The organism is Kitasatospora sp. NPDC004289 (assembly GCF_053602875.1).
Genome location: NZ_JBSGEL010000048.1, coordinates 17,347 through 36,305, shown reverse-complemented (window position 1 = coordinate 36,305; position 18,959 = coordinate 17,347). Strand labels below are relative to the sequence as shown.

General features: G+C 73.1%; 18 protein-coding genes. 8 read left to right on the top strand and 10 right to left on the bottom strand.

Annotated elements, in window-relative coordinates; all coding sequences use genetic code 11:
• Positions 1 to 10: 10 nt before the first annotated feature.
• Both ACWEPF_RS27675 and macS read left to right on the top strand, forming a co-directional pair.
• Entirely contained in the window at positions 11 to 826 is an 816-nt protein-coding gene (locus ACWEPF_RS27675; RefSeq protein WP_345279787.1) for a lysophospholipid acyltransferase family protein, read from the top strand.
• A 19-nt stretch (positions 827 to 845) separates the two neighbouring features.
• Positions 846 to 1,997: a MacS family sensor histidine kinase gene (macS, locus tag ACWEPF_RS27670; RefSeq protein ID WP_452174666.1), complete on the top strand. Its 1,152-nt coding sequence runs from the start codon at positions 846 to 848 to the stop codon at positions 1,995 to 1,997.
• A gap of 7 nt (positions 1,998 to 2,004) precedes the next feature.
• Here macS and ACWEPF_RS27665 read toward each other — a convergent pair whose 3' ends face one another.
• Positions 2,005 to 2,388: a hypothetical protein gene (locus tag ACWEPF_RS27665; protein ID WP_452174665.1), complete on the bottom strand. Its 384-nt coding sequence runs from the start codon at positions 2,386 to 2,388 to the stop codon at positions 2,005 to 2,007.
• Positions 2,389 to 2,473: 85 nt separating this feature from the next.
• Between ACWEPF_RS27665 and ACWEPF_RS27660 the strand changes: the two genes are divergently transcribed.
• Positions 2,474 to 3,136, top strand: a complete 663-nt coding sequence (locus ACWEPF_RS27660; protein ID WP_345279792.1) for a response regulator transcription factor — start codon at positions 2,474 to 2,476, stop codon at positions 3,134 to 3,136.
• Between the two features lie 30 nt (positions 3,137 to 3,166).
• On the opposite strand, the gene ACWEPF_RS27655 is transcribed toward ACWEPF_RS27660, so the two are convergent.
• Entirely contained in the window at positions 3,167 to 5,104 is a 1,938-nt protein-coding gene (locus ACWEPF_RS27655) for an anthranilate synthase family protein (protein WP_452174664.1), read from the bottom strand.
• Between the two features lie 303 nt (positions 5,105 to 5,407).
• On the opposite strand from ACWEPF_RS27655, the gene ACWEPF_RS27650 reads away from it, so the two are divergent.
• Positions 5,408 to 6,742, top strand: coding sequence for a class II 3-deoxy-7-phosphoheptulonate synthase (locus ACWEPF_RS27650; protein WP_380150210.1), 1,335 nt, complete (start codon positions 5,408 to 5,410; stop codon positions 6,740 to 6,742).
• A 140-nt stretch (positions 6,743 to 6,882) separates the two neighbouring features.
• Positions 6,883 to 7,119: a (2Fe-2S)-binding protein gene (locus ACWEPF_RS27645; RefSeq protein WP_345279796.1), complete on the top strand. Its 237-nt coding sequence runs from the start codon at positions 6,883 to 6,885 to the stop codon at positions 7,117 to 7,119.
• Positions 7,120 to 7,123: 4 nt separating this feature from the next.
• Here the strand turns inward: ACWEPF_RS27645 and bfr are convergent, their stop codons facing one another.
• Positions 7,124 to 7,603 (bottom strand): bacterioferritin, encoded by a 480-nt coding sequence (gene bfr, locus ACWEPF_RS27640; protein WP_449796785.1) that lies wholly within the window; start codon positions 7,601 to 7,603, stop codon positions 7,124 to 7,126.
• Between the two features lie 185 nt (positions 7,604 to 7,788).
• Here bfr and ACWEPF_RS27635 point away from each other — a divergent pair, with 185 nt between their 5' ends.
• On the top strand, positions 7,789 to 8,418 hold the full coding sequence (locus ACWEPF_RS27635) for a sulfite oxidase-like oxidoreductase (RefSeq protein ID WP_345279799.1): 630 nt from the start codon (positions 7,789 to 7,791) through the stop codon (positions 8,416 to 8,418).
• 7 nt (positions 8,419 to 8,425) lie between these two features.
• Here the strand turns inward: ACWEPF_RS27635 and pknB are convergent, their stop codons facing one another.
• The 6 genes from pknB to ACWEPF_RS27605 all read right to left on the bottom strand — a co-directional run bounded on the left by pknB (position 8,426) and on the right by ACWEPF_RS27605 (position 13,955).
• Positions 8,426 to 10,159 carry a Stk1 family PASTA domain-containing Ser/Thr kinase gene (pknB, locus tag ACWEPF_RS27630; protein ID WP_345279801.1) on the bottom strand — a complete coding sequence of 578 codons (1,734 nt, stop codon included), beginning with the start codon at positions 10,157 to 10,159 and terminating at the stop codon, positions 8,426 to 8,428.
• Positions 10,160 to 10,198: 39 nt separating this feature from the next.
• The gene (locus ACWEPF_RS27625; protein WP_452174663.1) at positions 10,199 to 10,624 is read right to left on the bottom strand and encodes a hypothetical protein; all 426 of its coding nucleotides are present in this window, start codon (positions 10,622 to 10,624) and stop codon (positions 10,199 to 10,201) included.
• Positions 10,625 to 10,725: 101 nt separating this feature from the next.
• Positions 10,726 to 11,667, bottom strand: a complete 942-nt coding sequence (locus ACWEPF_RS27620; protein WP_345279805.1) for an ROK family glucokinase — start codon at positions 11,665 to 11,667, stop codon at positions 10,726 to 10,728.
• A gap of 195 nt (positions 11,668 to 11,862) precedes the next feature.
• Entirely contained in the window at positions 11,863 to 12,129 is a 267-nt protein-coding gene (locus tag ACWEPF_RS27615) for a DUF5304 family protein (protein ID WP_452174662.1), read from the bottom strand.
• Between the two features lie 34 nt (positions 12,130 to 12,163).
• Positions 12,164 to 13,318 carry an ArsA family ATPase gene (locus tag ACWEPF_RS27610; RefSeq protein WP_452174661.1) on the bottom strand — a complete coding sequence of 385 codons (1,155 nt, stop codon included), beginning with the start codon at positions 13,316 to 13,318 and terminating at the stop codon, positions 12,164 to 12,166.
• A 205-nt stretch (positions 13,319 to 13,523) separates the two neighbouring features.
• Positions 13,524 to 13,955 carry an SRPBCC family protein gene (locus ACWEPF_RS27605; RefSeq protein ID WP_345279809.1) on the bottom strand — a complete coding sequence of 144 codons (432 nt, stop codon included), beginning with the start codon at positions 13,953 to 13,955 and terminating at the stop codon, positions 13,524 to 13,526.
• A gap of 269 nt (positions 13,956 to 14,224) precedes the next feature.
• Here ACWEPF_RS27605 and ACWEPF_RS27600 point away from each other — a divergent pair, with 269 nt between their 5' ends.
• Positions 14,225 to 16,018, top strand: a complete 1,794-nt coding sequence (locus ACWEPF_RS27600; RefSeq protein WP_452174660.1) for an AMP-dependent synthetase/ligase — start codon at positions 14,225 to 14,227, stop codon at positions 16,016 to 16,018.
• Between the two features lie 142 nt (positions 16,019 to 16,160).
• Here the strand turns inward: ACWEPF_RS27600 and ACWEPF_RS27595 are convergent, their stop codons facing one another.
• Positions 16,161 to 17,300: a glycosyltransferase family 4 protein gene (locus ACWEPF_RS27595; RefSeq protein WP_452174659.1), complete on the bottom strand. Its 1,140-nt coding sequence runs from the start codon at positions 17,298 to 17,300 to the stop codon at positions 16,161 to 16,163.
• A gap of 217 nt (positions 17,301 to 17,517) precedes the next feature.
• On the opposite strand from ACWEPF_RS27595, the gene ACWEPF_RS27590 reads away from it, so the two are divergent.
• Complete coding sequence (locus ACWEPF_RS27590) at positions 17,518 to 18,903, top strand: glycosyltransferase 87 family protein (protein ID WP_452174658.1); 1,386 nt, start codon at positions 17,518 to 17,520, stop codon at positions 18,901 to 18,903.
• The last annotated feature ends 56 nt before the right edge of the window (positions 18,904 to 18,959 follow it).

Below are 18,959 nucleotides of genomic sequence, written 5' to 3'. Positions count from 1 at the left end.
GAGGCCCCGGTTGTTCTACCGACTGATGAAGATGATCGTCGCACCGCTGCTGCGGATCTTCTTCCGGCCCTGGATCGAGGGTGCCGAGAACATCCCCGAGGACGGCCCGGCGATCATCGCCAGCAACCACCTCTCCTTCTCGGACTCGTTCTTCCTCCCCGCCCTGATGAAGCGTCGGGTGACCTTCATCGCCAAGGCGGAGTACTTCAACACCCCCGGCCTCAAGGGCAAGCTGACCGCCGCGTTCTTCAAGGGTGTCGGCCAGCTCCCGGTGGACCGCTCGGGCGTGCGCGGTGCGGGTGAGGCCGCGATCCGCAGCGCCATCGCGGTGATCGAGAGCGGCGAGCTGTTCGGGGTCTACCCCGAGGGCACCCGCTCCCCCGACGGCAAGCTCTACCGCGGCAAGGTCGGCGGCCTGGCCCGCGTCGCGCTGGCCACCGGCGCCCCGGTGATCCCGGTCGCGATGATCGACACCGAGAAGGTGCAGCCGCCCGGCCAGGTCAAGCCCAACTTCGGCATCCGCCCCGGCATCCGGATCGGCCGCCCGCTCGACTTCTCCCGCTACCACGGCATGGAGAACGACCGCTTCATCCTGCGCTCGGTCACCGACGAGGTGATGTACGAGATCATGCGCCTGTCCGGCCAGGAGTACGTGGACATCTACGCGACCGCCGCCAAGCGGCAGATCGCCGAGGACAAGAAGCGCGCCGACTCCGAGCGCAAGGCCGAGCAGAAGGCCGTCAAGGCGCAGCAGGAGGCGGAGAAGAAGGCCGCCGCCGAGCTGGCCGCCGCCGAGGCGGCCGAGAAGGACGAGAAGCCCGAGTAGTCGGGGCCCGGGGGGTCTGATGGACGTTCAACGACCGGGCTGGGGCGGGCCCCTGGGGGCCGGCGGGATGTCGGTGGAGATGCCGCTCTGGCGCGCCATCTCCACCTTCCGGGTGCTCGCGCTCGCCTACGCGGTGCTCCGGTTCTTCGGCTCCTACCTGGACTTCCTGCACCCCGTCTCCGGCTGGATCTACCTCGGCGCGCTCACCCTCTGGACGCTCGCCTCCACCCGGGCCTTCGCCGGGCCGCAGCGCTGCACCTGGTACGTGCTCGCCACCGACATGGCGTTCGCCGTGACCGGCATCGTGATGAGCGGCATCATCGACAAGCCTGAGCGGATCACCGCCGGGGCGCCCACCCTGCCCACCATCTGGGCGGCCGGCACCGTGCTCGGCTTCGCCGGCAAGGGCGGCTGGCGCTGGGCCGCCTTCGCGGGGGCGGTCATCGGGATCGCCAACATCGCCGGGCACGGCGGCGTCACCCCCGACAACCTGCACAACATCGTGCTGCTGATGGTCGCCGGCTGCGCCATCGGCTACGTCATCGAGATCGCCCGGGCCGGCGAGAGCGCCCTCACCCGGGCGCTCCAGGTCGAGGCCGCCACCCGCGAGCGCGAGCGGCTCTCCCGGGACATCCACGACGGCGTCCTCCAGGTGCTGGCGCTGGTCCAGCGGCGGGAGGGTGACGCCGACGAGCTCGGCCGCCTGGCGGGGGAACAGGAACGTGCCCTGCGCGCCCTGATGACGGGCCACCAGCCGGTCGCCTCCTCCACCGAGGAGGAGGACCTCAGCGCCCTGCTGGCCCGCTACGCCGACGACCGCGTCACCCTCTCCGCGCCCGCCACCCCCGTGCTGCTCCCCGCCCCGGCCGCCGCCGAGCTCACCGCCGCGGTCGGCGCCGCCGTCGACAACGTCCGCCGCCACGCCGGCCCCGCCGCCCGCGCCTGGATCCTGGTCGAGGACGAACCCGGGGCCGTCACCGTCTCCATCCGCGACGACGGCCCCGGCTACGCCCCCGAGCGGCTCGGCGAGGCCGAGGCCGCCGGACGCCTCGGCGTCTCCCAGTCCATCCGGGGCCGCCTCCTCGACCTGGGCGGCACCGCCGACCTCTACTCCGCCCCGGGCGAGGGCGTCGAGGTCGAGCTCCGCGTCCCCCGCCAGCCGCGCGGCTGACGCCGCGTCACCACACGTTCCCGTAGCAGTCGTCGCTCGGCAGCGGGCCCGAGGCCAGCACGGCGAGGTACAGCGGCACCGTCAGCAGGGCCAGGACCGCCGGGGTCCACCAGGGCACCCGCCGGTACCGCAGGCCGCGGACGGCCGGCCCGCCGGCCAGGACCAGCCAGAACAGGCCGGAGATCGCCAGCCACGGGGCCTCCGTGTCGCCGAAGCAGGTGAGGGGGAGGACCAGCGCGCCGCACAGCACGGAGACCACCGCGGCCAGCGGCACCGTGAGCACCAGCCACCCGGCGACGCCGGCCCACGACCGTCCGCCGCCCCGGCCGGCGTCCCGGCCCCACCCGGCGGCCCCGTCGCCGTCCCGTCCGTCCGTTCCGAGCTCGCTCATGCCCGGGGGACGCCGGACCGGGGCGGAGCGGTTGCTAACCTCCCCGGGAACGTACGAGCACCTGCACACCCCGAGGAGCCCCCTGATGGACGCTCAGGTCCGCGTCATGGTCGTCGACGACCACCCGATGTGGCGGGAGGCGGTGTCGCGGGACCTCGCGGAGGCCGGGTTCGACGTGGTGGCGACGGCCGGGGACGGCGAGGAGGCGGTCCGGCGGGCGCGGGCGAGCCTGCCGCAGGTGGTGGTGCTGGACCTGAACCTGCCGACGCTGCCCGGGGTGGCGGTCTGCCGACAGGTCGTCACCCAGGACCCGACCGTCCGGGTCCTGGTGCTCTCCGCCAGCGGCGAGCACGCGGACGTGCTGGAGGCGGTGAAGTCGGGTGCCACCGGGTACCTCGTCAAGTCCGCGCACCGGGACGAGCTGATCGACGCCGTCCGCCGCACCGCCCAGGGCGACCCGGTCTTCACCCCGGGCCTGGCCGGTCTGGTGCTCGGCGAGTTCCGCCGCCTCGCCACCGAACCGGCCGCGCCCGCCTCCCCCGCCGCGCCGCAGCTGACCGCGCGCGAGACCGAGGTGCTCCGCCTGGTCGCCAAGGGCCTGTCGTACCGCCAGATCGCCGACCGCCTGGTGCTCTCCCACCGCACGGTGCAGAACCACGTCCAGAACACCCTCGGCAAGCTCCAGCTCCACAACCGCGTGGAGCTGGTGCGCTACGCCATCGAGCAGGGCCTGGACGACACCCTCTGACCGCCCCCGGCCGGCCCCTCGGCCGGCCCCTCAGACCGCGACCGCCGCCCGCAGCAGCTCGGCGACCAGCGAGACGCCGTCCCGGGTGAGCACCGACTCCGGGTGGAACTGGAGCGTGGCGAAGCCCGGCCCGCGCAGCGCCACGACGTCCTCGGAGCCGTCCGCCCGGGCCACCTCGACGCCCTCGGCGGCCAGCCGGGCCGCGTCGGCGTCGGTGCAGCGGGCGGTGAAGGTGTTGTAGAAGCCGACGGTGTGCCGGGTGCCGAACAGGTCCACGCCCTCCTGGGCGCCCTGGTACGGAACGTCCTTGCGGGCCAGCGGCAGGCCGAACTCCGCGCTGACCAGCTGGTGACTGAGGCAGACGGCGAGCAGCGGGGCCGTCCGGGCACCGGAGCGCGCGGCGGCCAGCGCGTCCGCGACGATCGGCCGCAGCACCGCCATCTTGGCGTCGGCGGGGTCGGCCGGGTCGCCCGGACCGGGGCCGAGCACCAGCGGGCCCTGATGGGCCGTCAGCAGTTCGCGCAGGCCGGGGGTGTCGTAGCGCAGCACCCGCACCCGGTGGCCGAGCGAGCGGAGCAGGTGGGCCAGCATCGAGGTGAAGGTGTCCTCGCCGTCGACCACCAGGGTCTCGTGCTCGGCCGTGACGACCGCCGGCTGCTGCATCCGCAGCCAGAACGGCGCCAGCTTGGCCCGCCGGGAGTCCAGCGAGGTCTGCACCCGGTGGTCGTCCGCCAGCACCGGCCCACCCCGGCGGGCGGTCCGCCCGGCCGGCGCCGGCCGGGCCCCGATCGCGGTGAGCACCCCGGCCGCCTTGGCGTGCGTCTCGGCCACCTCGGAGTCCGGGTCGGAGTGGCGCACCAGGGTCGCCCCGGCGCGCACCACCAGGGCGCCGTCGGGGGCGATGTCGACGGTGCGGATGCAGATCGGCGAGTCCAGCTGCTGGCCGCCGCCGGCCGAGCGGCCGATCAGGGCCAGCGCGCCGGAGTAGTAGCCGCGCCCGGTGCGCTCGTAGCGCTTGATCACCCGGGTGGCGTTCTGCACCGGGCTGCCCGTCACGGTGGCGGCGAACATGGTCACCTTCAGCACCTCCCGGACGTCCAGCGAGGTGCGCCCGCGCAGCTCGTACTCGGTGTGCGCGAGGTGGGCCATCTCCTTGAGCCGGGGGCCGAGCACCTGGCCGCCGAGATCGCCGACGGTGCACATCATCTTGAGCTCCTCGTCGACCACCATGGTGAGCTCCTCCAGCTCCTTGGGGTCGTGCAGGAAGTCCAGCAGCGAGTCGATGTCAGGGCCTCCGGCCGGATAGCGGTAGGTGCCCGAGATCGGGTTCATCACCACCGTGCCGCCGCTCTGACGGACGTGGACCTCGGGCGAGGCCCCGACCAGGTACCTCTCGCCGGTGTACACCAGGAAGGTCCAGTACGCCCCGCGCTCCTGCTCCAGCAGCCGGCCGAACAGCCCCAGCGGGGTGGCCGGGCCGAACTCGCCGAGGCGGGCCGTGAAGTCACGCCGGATCACGAAGTTGGCGCCCTCGCCGCGGCCGATCTCGTCCGCGATCACCCGCCGGACGATCCCGGCGTACTCCTCGTCCGGGATGTCGAACCCGCCGCCCTCCAGCGCGATCACCGGCTCCGGCAGCGCGGCCAGCACCTCGGCCAGCGGGAAGGCGTACTGCTCCTCGATCCGCAGCGCCTGCAGCGGGGTGCCGTCGTCGTGGGCGTCGAAGCCCCGCTCGCGGATCTGCCGGTACGGCACCAGGGCGAGCAGGTCGTGCCGGGCCCCGCCCTGCGGCGCGCCGTCCGGGACGGGCAGCTCGGCCAGCGTGTCGTACGCGCCGACCGTGCCGACCAGGACCTCGACGGTGTCCACGGCGTGCCGCGGGGTGCGGCGGTGCAGCAGGGCGTGGGCCGGGGCGCCGGGCGCGGCGAGGCGGGCGAGCAGGTCGGTCAGCGAGGTGAGGCTGGTCACGGTGGATCGGTCCTTCCGGAGCGTTCGCGGGTCTGGGTTTTCCGCTTCCGGGAGGCCGTCCTGCTCTCCGATACGCCGACGGCCGCCCCGTGGGGCGGCCGTCTCAAGCGTCTAGGAACGCGCGATCCGTGGGCCACCCATGGGGTTGGCCCACCACCAGGAGAAGGTGTGCGGCGCGTTCATGGGGCAGAGCCTAGCGGGCCCGCCCGGCGGAGTGAAGCGGGTCACCCGTTTGTCCGCGCGGTGTCTCACCCATCGGGCGGTGGTCACGATTCGGACGTCACACCCCGTAGCCTTGACCTCGTGACCGTGACGAATCATCACTCCTGGCAGTCCCTGCCCGCGGCGCAGCAGCCTGAATGGCCGGACCAAGAGGCTCTGCGCAAGGTGCTTGCGGACCTCGCGTCCTATCCGCCCCTCGTCTTCGCCGGCGAGTGCGACCAGCTGCGTTCCCGGCTCGCTGCCGTCGCACGTGGTGAGGCGTTCCTGCTCCAGGGCGGCGACTGCGCCGAGGCCTTCGACGGCGTCTCGGCGGACCACATCCGCAACAAGCTCAAGACCCTGCTCCAGATGGCCGCCGTGCTCACGTACGCGGCCTCGGTGCCGGTCGTGAAGGTGGGCCGGATCGCCGGCCAGTACTCCAAGCCGCGCTCCAAGTCGACCGAGACCCGCGACGGTGTGACCCTCCCGGTCTACCGCGGCGACTCGGTGAACGGCTTCGAGTTCACCCCGGAGTCCCGGATCCCGGACCCGGAGCGGCTCAAGCGGATGTACAACGCCTCCGCTGCGACGCTGAACCTGGTCCGCGCCTTCACCACCGGTGGCTACGCCGACCTGCGCCAGGTGCACGCCTGGAACCAGGACTTCGTGCGCAACTCGCCCGCCGGCCAGCGGTACGAGCAGCTGGCCCGCGAGATCGACAACGCGCTGGCCTTCATGAACGCCTGCGGGGTCGCCCCCGAGGAGTTCAAGACGGTCGAGTTCTACTCCTCGCACGAGGCGCTGATCCTCGACTACGAGACGGCCATGACCCGGACCGACTCGCGCACCGGCGACCTGTACGACGTCTCCGGCCACATGGTCTGGATCGGCGAGCGCACCCGTCAGCTGGACCACGCGCACATCGAGTTCGCCGCCAAGGTCCGCAACCCGATCGGCGTGAAGCTCGGCCCGACCACCACGGTCGACGAGGCGCTCACCCTGATCGAGCGGCTCGACCCGGAGCGCGAGCCCGGCCGCCTGACCTTCATCACCCGGATGGGCGCGGGCAAGGTCCGCGAGCACCTGCCCACCCTGGTCGAGAAGGTCACCGCCTCCGGCGCCCAGCCGGTGTGGATCTGCGACCCGATGCACGGCAACACCTTCGAGGCCTCCAGCGGCCACAAGACCCGCCGCTTCGACGACGTGCTCGACGAGGTCAAGGGCTTCTTCGAGGTGCACCGCGCCCTGGGCACCCACCCGGGCGGCATCCACGTCGAGCTCACCGGTGACGACGTCACCGAGTGCGTCGGCGGTGGCGACGAGGTGCTGGTCGACGACCTGCACCAGCGCTACGAGACGGCCTGCGACCCGCGCCTGAACCGCAGCCAGTCGCTCGACCTGGCCTTCCTGGTCGCGGAGATGTACCGCAACCAGTAGGCCCTCGGTCCGGCCGATGTGACGAAGACCCCTCCGCTTTCCGGGTTACGGAAGCGGAGGGGTCTTTTTCGTGCCCGGAATTATGGGTAAGGTAAGCCTTAGCTCATTGATCGGCCGCCCTAGTCCCTGGAGTCACCGCGATGTACGTGTGCATGTGTCATGCGGTCACCGAGGCGCAGGTCAAGCAGCAGATCGACGAGGGCGCCCAGACGCCCCGCCAGATAGCCCAGGGCTGCAAGGCCGGCACCGACTGCGGGTCCTGCGTGCGACGGATACAGGCCCTGCTCGGCGAGCACGGCGCCCGCCCCTGCCCCACCGCGCGCCTGGCGGCCAAGCTCGGCCTGGCCGAGCCGGAGACCGCGGCGCACGCGGCCTGACCCCTCAGGACTCCGGCTGCTCGATCAGCTGGGCCAGGTAGAGCGGCTCGCCGAGCCGCTCCAGGAGCTCCAGCTGGGTGTCCAGGTAGTCGATGTGGTGCTCCTCGTCCGCGAGGATGGCCTCGAAGATGTTGGCCGAGGTCACGTCGTTCTTCGCCCGCATGACCACGATGCCGCGCTTGAGGCGGTCGATCGCCTCCACCTCGACCTGGCGGTCGGCCTCGAACATCTCCTTGATGGTCTGGCCGATCCGGACGTGGAAGAGCCGCTGGTAGTTGGGCAGCCCGTCCAGGAAGAGGATCCGGTCGGTCAGCACCTCGGCGTGCTTCATCTCGTCGATGGACTCGTGCCGGGTGTACTTCGCGAGCTTGGTCCAGCCGAAGTTCTCCTGCATCTTCGCGTGCAGGAAGTACTGGTTGATCGCGGTCAGCTCAGCGGTGAGCTGCTCGTTGAGGAACTCGATGACCTCGGCGTCGCCCTTCATGGCGGTGCCCTCCTGTTGCTCTGTTCAGCTGTACGACTGACCGCATCGTGACACCCTTTTGCCGTGCATTTCCAGTAAGTTCACGCTTAGTGGCAGATGTGTCGAACTATCCGATTTGATGGTTTTCGAGAGCCGTCCGGAGGGGCGGGCGCGGCGGCCGTCCGGCGGTCTGTCACCATGGAGCCATGGGTCAGTCAGAACGCGAAGCAGATCCGCCGGCTGATCCGAGACTCCCCCCGGGCCAACGGCTCCAGCGCGGCTGGCCCGTCCTGCACTACGGCCCGGTCCCCCGCTTCAAGCCGATGACCTGGGACTTCCAGGTCTTCGGGGCCACCGCCTCGGCGGAGAAGCACAGTTGGGGCTTCGAGGAGTTCCAGTCCCTCCCCCGGGTGACGGTGCGCGGAGACTTCCACTGCGTCACCCGCTTCTCGATGCTCGACAACGAGTGGTGCGGCGTGTCCGCCTCGACCGTGCTCGACCTGGTGCCTCCGGCCGACCACGTCACCCACGTGATGGTCTGGGCCGAGTACGGCTACAGCGCCAACCTGAGCCTGGCCGACTTCGCGGACCCCTCCACCGTCTTCGCCACCCACCACGACGGCGAGCCGCTCACCGTGGAGCACGGCTTCCCGGTGCGGCTGGTGGTGCCCGGGCGGTACGCCTGGAAGGGCCCCAAGTGGGTCCGCGCGGTCGAGTACATGCGGGCCGACCGGCGCGGCTTCTGGGAGGAGCGCGGGTACCACAACCTGGCCGACCCCTGGGCGGAGAAGCGTTACTCCTACCAGGAGGAGCCCGGGGACGGGCCGCTGCGCTGAGCCGGCGTCAGCCCAGCGGGAAGGTCACCGTCACCAGGCCGTCCTGCTTCAGCGGCTGGCCCGCCGCGGGCGACTGACCGCTCGCCTTCGCCGTCCCGAAGACGTTGTAGCCCTTCACCTCCACCCGGTACCCGGCGGCCTTGAGGGTGCGCTCGGCGTCGGCCTGGCCCATCCCGGTCACGTCCGGGACCAGGTGCATCCCCTTGCTGACCGTCAGGGCGACCGGCGCGCCGACCGCCAGCCGGGTGCCGGGGGCCGGATCGGCCGAGACCACCGCGCCCTGGGGCACCGTGTCGCTGTACTGCTCGGTGACGGTGCCCGCGGACAGCCGGGCGTCGGCCAGCTGACGGGCCGCCTGCTCCTGCGGCTGGCCGACCAGCGGCGGCACCGCCACCCGCTCCGGCCCGCGGGAGACGGTCACCTTCACCGGATCGCTCTTGCGCGCCCGGGCACCCACGCCGGGATCGGTGGCCAGCACCTTCCCCTCCGGGACGCTCTCGCTGTACTGCTGCACGTAGCTGCCCTGCAGTCCGGCCGCCTCCAGCGCCTGCTCGGCCTGCTCCTGACTCTGCGTCAGGATGCCCGGCACCGTGCCGTACAGCCCCTCGGAGAGCGCGTACGTGGTGCCGCCGACCAGCAGCAGCACGGCCGCCAGCACCGAACCCCAGACCAGCGGCTTGCGCGGCAGCCGCCGGCGGCGGGCCGGGCGGACGGGGGCGGGCTCGTCGTACGGGCGGATCCGGCCGAGCGTCATGGTCGGCGGATCGAGCTCCAGCACGCTGGTCGGCTCGACCCGGTCGAGCACCGAGGTGGCCTCGGTGGTGGGGTGGAGCGGGCTGCGGCGGGCCGAGGCCGGGGGTTCGGCGTCCAGCTGAGCGGGCGTCAGGGCGCGGCGGGCGCGCTGCAGGGTGGCCAGCAGTTCGACCGCGTCCCAGGGGCGGCCCTGCGGGTCGCGCGCGGTGGCGGCGGCCACTATCGCGTCCAGGCCGGGGCCGGCGGCCGGGGCGGTGCGCGAGGGCGGCGGCACGTCCTCGTGCAGGTGACGGTAGATCACCTGCATCGGGTTCTCGCCGGTGTGCGGCTTGCTGCCGGTGAGCATCTCGTAGAGCAGGATGCCGGCCGCGTAGACGTCCACCCGCTGGTCGGTGGGGAGCCCGGGCCGCACCTGCTCGGGCGCCAGGTAGGAGACGGTGCCCAGCACGGTGCTCGCGCTGGTGGTCTCGGTGACCCCGTCGGAGCCGGTGAGCAGCCGGACCAGGCCGAAGTCGGCGACCTTGACCAGGCCGCCGTCGGTGATCAGCACGTTCTCCGGCTTGACGTCCCGGTGCACCAGCCCGGCCCGGTGGGCGGCGCCGAGGGCGGCGAGCACCGGCTCCAGCACGTCGAGGGCGGCCCGCACGCTGAGCGCGCCGCGGTCGCGGAGCAGGTCCCGCAGGGTGCGGCCGGGGACGTACTCCATGGCCAGGAAGACCGCGGCGCCGTCGGCCCCCTGGTCGAAGACGTTCACCACGTTGGGGTGGGCGAGCCGGGCGACGGCCTTGGCCTCGCGGATGAACCGGCCGGTGAACTCGGCGTCGGCGGCCAGCGAGGGGTGCATCACCTTGACCGCCACCGTCCGGTCCAGCCGGGTGTCGGTGGCCCGGTAGACGGTGGCCATCCCGCCGACCGCGATCCGCTGCTCGATCCGGTACCGGCCGTCGAGCAGGGTGCCGGTCAACCGGTCGGGCGGGGTGGTGTCCATCCGAGGAGTCTATGGCCCGCCCGGCGGCTCACCCGTCCCTCACCTGCCCTGCCAGGACGGGAGGTCGGCGGCGGCCATCACCGCGCCGTCCTTCCGGTAGAGCACCAGCATGGCGCCGCGCTCGCTCCCGCCGGTCCAGGACAGGTAGGAACGGATGATCAGTTCGGTGCGGGAGGGCTGGGAATCCTCCCAGTCGGTGGCGAGGTAGCTGTTGGTGTGCCCGTCCTGCGGCACGTCCCGGGTGGCCCGGGTGATGTGCCCGAGCACGGCACCGCGCTGCTCCGGCGTGCCGTACCGCTCGACGTGCGCGGTGAACTCCGCCGCCACGTCCCGCCCCTCGGCCGGCATCCGGGCCGGGGCCGATCCGCCGGCCGGCGTGCTCCGCGGCGGTTCGGCGGTGCAGGCGGTACAGGCGGTGAGCAGCAGCAGGCCGGCGGCCGCGACGGCGGTGGTGGTGCGGGTCATGACGGTCCCTCCCCCGATGGACTACGGGAGGGAGTCTAGGCGGTACGGCGAAGGCCGGGATCCCTTGCGGGGTCCCGGCCTTGACGGTGCGTCGGGGACGCTCAGGTGCGGGCCAGGTCGGCGGCGCCGACGATGCCCGCGGCGGAGCCCATGGAGGCGAGCGCCACCTCGGCGCGGGGGCGGTGGACGCCGCCCGTCAGGTACTGCTGGAAGGCCTTGGCGACCGGGTCGAGCAGCAGGTCGCCGGAGTCGGAGACGCCGCCGCCGAGCACGAAGACGGCCGGGTCGAAGAGGGCGGCCAGGTCGGCCATGCCGCGGCCCAGCCAGTCGGCCAGCTCGGCGTAGCACTCCAGGGCGAGCGGGTCGCCCTCGGCCGCGGCCTCGGTGATGTGGATGCCGCGGATGGTCTCGGCGACGCCGTCGTTGAGCTCCAGCATCCGGCGGCCGGCCACCGCGTCGGCGGCGGCCTTCTCCCGGCCGTAGCGGCGCAGCGCGCGGCCGGAGCCGTACTGCTCCCAGCAGCCGTGGCCGCCGCAGCCGCAGAGCAGACCGTCCGGGACCATGTTGAGGTGGCCGATCTCGCCGGCCACGCCGAAGCGACCGCGGTGCAGCCGGCCGTCGAGGACGATGCCGCCGCCGATGCCGGTGCCGACGGTGATCAGCACCATGTCGGAGTGCTCGGCCGCCGCCCCGAAGCGGAACTCGGCCCAGGCCGCGCAGTTGGCGTCGTTCTCCACCACGGTCTCGAGGCCGGTGAGCTCCTCGACCCGGGTCTTGAGCGGCTCGTTCTCCCAGTCGATGTTGGGCGCGAAGATCACCGTGGCGCGCTCGCGGTCGACGAAGCCGGGGGCACCGACGCCCACGCCGGCCACGTCCGGGTACTGCTCCTTGAGCTCGCGCACCGCCTGGGCGATGGCGTCCACCGCCCACTGGGGGTCGGCCGGGGTGGGGACCCTGGTCCGGGCGAGGATCTCGCCGTTCTCGTCGACCACGCCGGCCGCGATCTTCGTGCCGCCGACATCGACGCCGATGGTCAGAGCCATGTCTCCCTCAGCTATTCACTCGTTCCCGCTGAGCGGAACGGTACCCGCAGAAGGGGGCTCCCGTACACAGTGATTCATACATTATTCGAAGACAATTCCCACTCACGTGGCGATGAGCATTCAGGAGTCGTACGTTTTGCCCCATCCGGTGACGTTACGGAGCCGCGGCTTCACCGGCCCGGATTGGTTGGTTCACTACTTGTCCGACGCTCCGTCGAGGTCGATGTGCTCGGCCTCGGCGCGTCCGGGTGCCGACCAGCGGCGCTCGTGGCCGCTCACCGCCGCCCGGTACGCGGCCAGCAGTTCACCCCCGGCGGCGGCCAGGTGGCCGTAGACCTCGGGGTTCTGCTCGCGCCAGCGGCCCACCGTCTCCTGGGCCTTCTCCCCCACGGCGGCGGCGATCCTGCGGACCTCCTCCACCAGGTCGGCGCCGGCTTCGCGCTCTGACTGCTCCTCGGCCATCGGGCCCTCCCTCAGTCGTGGTTGGCGGCCGACACTACCCGCGCGGCCAGAGATCGTGGTCCGGGGCGAAGCGGACGGAGAGCACCCCGTCGGCCAGCGCCGCCCCGCTGACGGTGCAGCGGCGCAGCGCCGAGGGCAGCTCCAGGATCCGGCGGTGGTCGCCGAGGCCCAGCACCAGCTCGTCGCCCCGGCGGACCAGGTCGAGCTCCGTCCGGTCGGCGCCGGGAAGCGTCAGGTGCCAGACCAGCAGACCGTCCTCGGCCAGCCGGTCCTCCACCCACCACGGGTGCTCGGCCACGGCGGGGGCCGCGCCCTCGTAGAGCCGGGCGGCCACCGACTCCAGGGTGGGCTCGGGCTGACGGCTGATCAGCAGGGGGACGTCCAACTCCTCCGCCAACGCGGCCAGTTCGTCCCGCTCACGGGCGGCCCGGTCGGCCAGCCAGGGATCGGCGGAGCCGAGCGCGGCGGCGGGCAGCGCGCGGTGGGCGACCACCGCGTCCAGCCGCAGCCGGTGAAGGGCCAGACCGGCCCGGGCCCGGCGCAGCTCCTGCGGGCGGGGCGAGGCCGCGTCCACCACCAGGCGGACGGTGGTGGTCGGGGCCTCGATCACGGCGCGGGCCCCGGCCAGGGCGGCGGCGGCCCGGCCCCGGGCCTCGAACAGCCAGTCGGCGGGCATCGGCACCCCGGCGACGGCGGCCAGCAGCGGGCGCAGCGCCCGGGCGGCCTGGCGCTGCTCCGGCAGCAGCCGGGCCAGGTGGCGGTCCAGCTGCTCCGGCAGGGCGAGGGCGGCGATCAGTTCGGCGGGGCGGGGCGCGGCCACCACCAGGACGGCGGCCTCGGCGCGGCGCAGCGCCCCGAGCAGGGCGAGCTGGGCGGTGCCGGGGAGGGCGGTGAGCTCCTCCCGGTCGAGCGGGGTCGCGCCGAGCAGGTCCAGGGCCGGGCCGAGCGCGTCCTGGATCCCGTGCACCGCGTCCCGGAAGGCGGCCTGCGGATCGGTCCGGGCGACCGTCAGGGCGTCGGCGTAGCGGGCGGGTTCGGCGGTGAGGCGCACCCCGAGCAGGGCGTCCATCGCCCGGTGCGGGTCGTCCGCCGCCAGCAGGTGGGTCCGCCGCCCGCGGCCGGCGTGGTGCAGCGCGGTCGCGGCGGCCACCAGCTCGGCGCCGTCACCACTGACCAGGATCGTCCGCATCGGGGTCCTCTCTTGCACCGGGGTCGGGCGAAGGTGGCTACACCGGGGCGCCGGCGAAAGTGGTCACCCCGGGGGCGCGAGGAACTGCGCGCAGGGGAACGGCACGCGCTGCAACTGGCTCACCTGCCCCGATCTAACGCTGGGCCGCCTTCCGTACTCGCGCAGTTCCCCGCGCCCCTGGCCGCCCTGCGGGCGGCAGGCGGCGTCAGCCTTCGACGCGCTTCTTGAGGCCGGCGAGGGCGCGGTCGATGATGACTTTCTCGGCCTTGCGCTTGATCATGCCGAGCATCGGGATCTTGACGTCCACCGCGAGCTGGTAGGTGACGGCGGTGCCCTTCCCGGCCGGGGCCAGGGTGTAGGAGCCGTCCAGGGAGCGGAGCATCTGGCTCTTGACCAGCGTCCAGCTGACCTCGCGGTCGCCGTCCCAGGTGTAGGCGAGCACGTGCTCGTCGCGGATCGCGCCGGCGTCCAGCACCAGGCGGACCTCGGCGGCGCGGCCGTCCTCGACGGTGGAGAGCACCTCCACCTCCTTGACCTCACCGGTCCAGGCGGGGTACGCGGCGAAGTCGGCGATCACGGCCATGACCTCGGCCGGGCTCGCGTCGATGGTGATGCTCGACCTGGTGTGTTCCGCCATGGCACGGCCTCCGCTGTCCTCATTCAGGTGTGCGCCCAGGGAAGGCTATCGCGCCACCGGGAGCCCACCGGCCGCCGGGGCGTCGCCGCAGGTCAAGGGACCGGGGGCTACCGGCGGGTATTCCTACGCTGCCGTAAGGTGCGAGTCGGGCAGAAACGGAGTACCCGGACGATGTGACGCTTCGAACACCTCGGCGAACAAGTCTGGCCATTCGTCCTACCGGGCAGTAACGTCCTGCCGTCCCGCAGCGTCGCAGACGAGGAGCAGTCTTGCTCGAGTTCAGCAATCCGGCCCGCTACCAGGTACCCAGCGGTGGCAACCTCTCCGACCTGGTCCACCAGAACGCGGAGCGGCACCCGGGCGTCGCGGTCGTCAGCCGCAAGCTGGACGGGCAGTGGACCGACCTGACCGCCACTCAGTTCCTGGCCGAGGTGCACTCCGCCGCCAAGGGCCTGATCGCCGCCGGCGTCGCGCCGGGCGACCGGGTCGGCGTGATGTCGCGGACCCGCTACGAGTGGACCGTGCTGGACTTCGCGATCTGGTGCGCGGGCGCCATCACCGTGCCGGTGTACGAGACCTCCTCCGCCGAGCAGGTGGCCTGGATCCTGGGTGACTCCGGCGCGGTCGCCGTGGTGACCGAGACCGCCGTGCACGCGGCGCTGGTGGAGGGGCTGCGCGAGCGGCTGCCGGAGCTGAAGCACACCTGGCAGATCGAGGACGGCGCGCTGGCCGCGCTGGCCGAGGCGGGCAAGGGGGTCGCCGACACCACCGTGACCGAGCGCCGCTCGACCGCCACCGCCGACACCATCGCCACCATCGTCTACACCTCGGGCACCACCGGCCGCCCGAAGGGCTGTCAGCTCACCCACGGCAACTTCCTGGCCGAGCTCGGCAACGTGACGGCCCGGATGGAGCCGCTGTTCCGCACCGGCGAGGCCTCGGTGCTGCTCTTCCTGCCGCTGGCCCACGTGCTCGGCCGGATCGCCGAGATCGCCGCCGCGATCGCCCCGATCAAGCTCGGCCACGTCTCCGACATCAAGGACGTCACCGCCGAACTGGCCTCCTTCCGGCCGACGTTGATCCTCGGCGTGCCCCGGGTGTTCGAGAAGGTCTACAACACCGCCCGGGCCAAGGCGCAGGCCGACGGCAAGGGCAAGATCTTCGACAAGGCCGCCGACACCGCGATCGCCTACAGCCGCGCCCTGGACCACGGCGGCGCCTCGCTGGGCCTCAAGGTCAAGCACGCGGTCTTCGACCGGCTGGTCTACCGCAAGCTCCGGGCCGCGCTCGGCGGCCGGGCCACCCACGCCATCTCCGGCGGCGCCCCGCTGGGCGAGCGCCTGGGCCACTTCTACCGCGGCGTCGGCTTCACCGTCCTGGAGGGCTACGGCCTCACCGAGACCTGCGCCGCCACCTCCTTCAACCCGCACGACAGGCCGAAGATCGGCACCGTCGGCCAGCCCCTGCCCGGCTCCTCGGCCCGGATCGCCGAGGACGGCGAGGTGCTGCTGAAGGGCCCTCAGGTCTTCACCGGCTACTGGAACAACCCCGAGGCCACCGCCGAGGCGCTGCGCGACGGCTGGTTCGCCACCGGCGACATCGGCACCCTGGACGCCGACGGCTACCTGACCATCACCGGCCGGAAGAAGGAAATCCTGGTCACCGCGGGCGGCAAGAACGTCGCCCCGGCCGTGATCGAGGACCGGATCCGGGCGCACGCCCTGGTCGGCGAGGTCATGGTGGTCGGCGACCGCAAGCCGTTCATCGCCTGCCTGGTCACCATCGACGAGGACTTCTTCCCGCGCTGGAAGGAGGCCAACGGCAAGCCGGCCGGCGCCACCGTGGCCGAACTGCGGGACGACGCCGACCTGCTGGCCACCATCCAGTCCGCCGTGGACGACGGCAACCAGGCCGTCTCCCAGGCCGAGGCGGTCAAGAAGTTCCGCATCCTCGACACCGTCTTCTCCGAGGAGACCGGCCACCTGACGCCCTCGCTGAAGCTCAAGCGGAACGTGGTGATGAAGGACTTCGCCGACGAGGTCGAGGGCCTCTACCGGCGCTGACCCCCGTCAGGGGCGCGAGGAACTGCGCGCAGGGGAACGGCACCACCTGCAACTGGCTGACGTGCCCCGATCCCACACCGGGCCGCCTTCCGATTCGCGCAGTTCCCCGCGCCCCCGACGGCGTAGCCACTTTCGCTTCCGCCTACTGCTGCGCCAGCAGCGAGGTGAGCCGGCCGGCCAGCAGGTCCCAGCGCCAGGAGCGCTCGACCCAGCGGCGGCCGGCCTCGCCCATGGTGGCGCGCAGCTGGGGGTCCTTCAGCAGCCTGACGATCCGTTCGGCGGCCGCCGCCGGGGAGCCGCCGGGCACCACGTAGCCGGTCTCGCCCTCCAGCACCGCGTCCGGGGCCCCGCCCGAGTCCCCCGCGACCACCGGCAGGCCGGTGGCGCTGGCCTCCAGGTAGACGATGCCCAGGCCCTCCACGTCCAGCCCGCCGCGCCGGGTGCGGCAGGGCATCGCGAAGACGTCCCCGGCCCCGTAGTGCGCGGGCAGTTCGGACCACGGCACGGCGCCGGTGAAGCGGACGGAGGCCGCGACCCCGGTGCGCTCGGCGAGCTTCTCCAGCTCGCCCCGGTACGGGCCGTCGCCGACGATCAGCAGCACCGCGTCCGGCACGTCGCGCAGGATCTGCGGCAGTGCGGCGATCAGCGTGTCCTGCCCCTTGCGCGGCACCAGCCGGGAGACGCAGACCACCACCGGACGGTCCGTCAGGCCGAGCGCGGCCCGGACGGCGTCGCCGCCGGAGTCCGGCCGGAAGGTCCCCTCGTCCACGCCGGGCGGCAGCTGCACCATCCGGGCGGCGGCGGCCGGGCCGACCGCCGAGGCGATCCGGGAGCGGGTGTACTCGCCGAGGTAGGTGAGCACGTCGGTGCCCTCGCCGATCCGGCGCAGCAGCTGCCGGGAGGCGGGCAGCTGGGCCCAGGCGGCCTCGTGACCGTGCGTCATGCCGAGCAGCCGTCCGGCCCCGGCCCGACGCAGCCGGGGGGCCATCAGGCCGAGCGGGGCGGCCGCGCCGAACCAGACCGAGTCGCAGCCCTCGGCCCGCAGGATCTCGGCGGCCCGCCGGGTGACCCGGGGCGTCGGCACCATCATCCTCGTCCGGTCCCGGACCACCGGGAACGGCTGCTCGGCGTCGAACCGGGCCACCTCGGTGCCGTCCCGCCAGGTCGACGCGTAGACCACCACGCTGCCCGGGGGCTGCCGGACGGCCATGTTGTGCACGAACGCCTGGATCCCGCCCGGGCGGGGCGGGAAGTCGTTGGTGACGATCAGGGTCTTCTGCATGTCACGGCTCGCTCGGTCGGGGGGTGCTCGGTGTACCGGTCGGTGGTCCGTACGATAGGTCAACACCCCGGTGCGCCGGGAACGCGACCGGCCGCGCATCCGTTGGCCGATCGGACCTGACGGAGTCTGCGCCCGGTGAGAAGGCCGCAGGCCGGGAGGGCGGACGGGGGCCGGGGTGGACGGGCGCGGTGCGCGCACGCGTGGACGAGGGAGTGCGGTGGAGTTGGTCCCGGCCGGGAGCACCGGTCTGAGCGCGGTCGAGCGCGCCCCCGTACCCGCGAGCGGTTCGCCGAGGCCGGCCGGAGGTGCGCTGTGGGCGCTGGCCGGCGGCTGGCTGGCCACCCGGACGCTGCTCGTCCTGGTCGTGACCGGAGTGCTCCGGATCGCCGCCACCGACGTCACCGCCGACGTGTCGGTGATCTACCACGGCTGGTACCAGGTGCTGCAGACCGGCACCTTCCCGCTGGACGACGTCACCTGGCAGTACCCGCCCGGCGCCGCCCTGGTGATCCTGCTGCCGGGGCTGCTGCCCTGGTCCTACCTGGTGTCCTTCTGGGTGCTCTGCGCGGTCTTCGACGCCGTCACCATGGTGCTGCTGACGCGGGCCGGGACCAGGCGCGGCCGGAGCTTCTCCGGCGCCTGGGTCTGGGTGGCCGGGGTTCCGCTGCTGGGGCCGACGGTCTACTGCCGCTACGACATCCTGGTGACCGCGCTGGCGGTGGCCGGGCTGCTGGTGCTGCTGCGCCGCCCGGGCCTGGGCGGGGCGCTGCTCGGCCTCGGCGGGCTGGTGAAGGTCTGGCCGGTGCTGGCCCTGCTCGGCACCCCGAAGGGCCGCCGCACCCGGCGCTCCTGGACGGCGGCGATCGCCTCGTTCAGCGCGCTCGGCTTCCTGCTCACGGCGGGGATGAACGGTGCCTTCGAGTTCCTCAAGTTCCAGCGCGACCGGGGCATCGAGGTGGAGTCGCTCGGCGCGCTGCCGCTGCACTACGCCCGGATCTTCGGCGGCTGGCAGGGCGAGGTGAAGATGAACTACGGCTCGGTGGAGATGCTCGGGCCGTGGGTGCCGGTGATCACCAAGCTGGCGCTGGCCGCCTCGGTCGGCGGCTTCGGCTGGCTGCTGTTCTGGCGGCTGCGGGCCCGCCGCTGGACCTCGGCCACCACCTACGACGCGGCGCTCGCGGCGCTGCTGGTCTTCACCGTGACCAGCCGGGTGATCAGCCCGCAGTACATGGTCTGGATCGTCGGCGTCGCGGCCGTCTGCCTGACCGTGCGCGGCACCAGCCAGCGGCCGGTGGCGGTGCTGGTCCTGGTGACCACGCTGCTGACCATGCTGGAGTTCCCGATCCTGTTCGGCCAGGTCGTCGCCAGCGAGCCCTGGGGCGTGGCCGTCCTGACGGCGCGGAACCTGACGCTGCTGGCCGCCGCGGTGCTCTCCTGTCGTCGCCTCTGGCTCTCCACCAAGGTCCCGGGGCAGACCAGGACCCTGGTGCTGCCGCCGCGCGCCCTGGAGCCGGCCGCCCCCACCGGCTACCCGGTGCGGCCCGGCATCGCCTACGAGCAGGACCTGCTGGACGACGTCGACAAGCCCGCCGTCCCGCGCTGACCGCTATTCGCCCGCTCACCTCCGGGCGCGGCTCGGGGCGCCCTTCGGCCCGGGGC

Coding starts and splice junctions, on each gene's coding strand:
- ACWEPF_RS27595 (WP_452174659.1), bottom strand. CDS start 17,300: ATGCAGAAGACCCTGATCGTCACCAACGACTTCCCGCCCCGCCCGGGC.
- ACWEPF_RS27615 (WP_452174662.1), bottom strand. CDS start 12,129: ATGGCCGAGGAGCAGTCAGAGCGCGAAGCCGGCGCCGACCTGGTGGAG.
- ACWEPF_RS27635 (WP_345279799.1), top strand. CDS start 7,789: ATGGGTCAGTCAGAACGCGAAGCAGATCCGCCGGCTGATCCGAGACTC.
- pknB (WP_345279801.1), bottom strand. CDS start 10,159: ATGGACACCACCCCGCCCGACCGGTTGACCGGCACCCTGCTCGACGGC.
- ACWEPF_RS27605 (WP_345279809.1), bottom strand. CDS start 13,955: ATGGCGGAACACACCAGGTCGAGCATCACCATCGACGCGAGCCCGGCC.
- ACWEPF_RS27665 (WP_452174665.1), bottom strand. CDS start 2,388: ATGAGCGAGCTCGGAACGGACGGACGGGACGGCGACGGGGCCGCCGGG.
- ACWEPF_RS27610 (WP_452174661.1), bottom strand. CDS start 13,318: ATGCGGACGATCCTGGTCAGTGGTGACGGCGCCGAGCTGGTGGCCGCC.
- ACWEPF_RS27645 (WP_345279796.1), top strand. CDS start 6,883: ATGTACGTGTGCATGTGTCATGCGGTCACCGAGGCGCAGGTCAAGCAG.
- macS (WP_452174666.1), top strand. CDS start 846: ATGGACGTTCAACGACCGGGCTGGGGCGGGCCCCTGGGGGCCGGCGGG.
- ACWEPF_RS27625 (WP_452174663.1), bottom strand. CDS start 10,624: ATGACCCGCACCACCACCGCCGTCGCGGCCGCCGGCCTGCTGCTGCTC.
- bfr (WP_449796785.1), bottom strand. CDS start 7,603: ATGAAGGGCGACGCCGAGGTCATCGAGTTCCTCAACGAGCAGCTCACC.
- ACWEPF_RS27620 (WP_345279805.1), bottom strand. CDS start 11,667: ATGGCTCTGACCATCGGCGTCGATGTCGGCGGCACGAAGATCGCGGCC.
- ACWEPF_RS27660 (WP_345279792.1), top strand. CDS start 2,474: ATGGACGCTCAGGTCCGCGTCATGGTCGTCGACGACCACCCGATGTGG.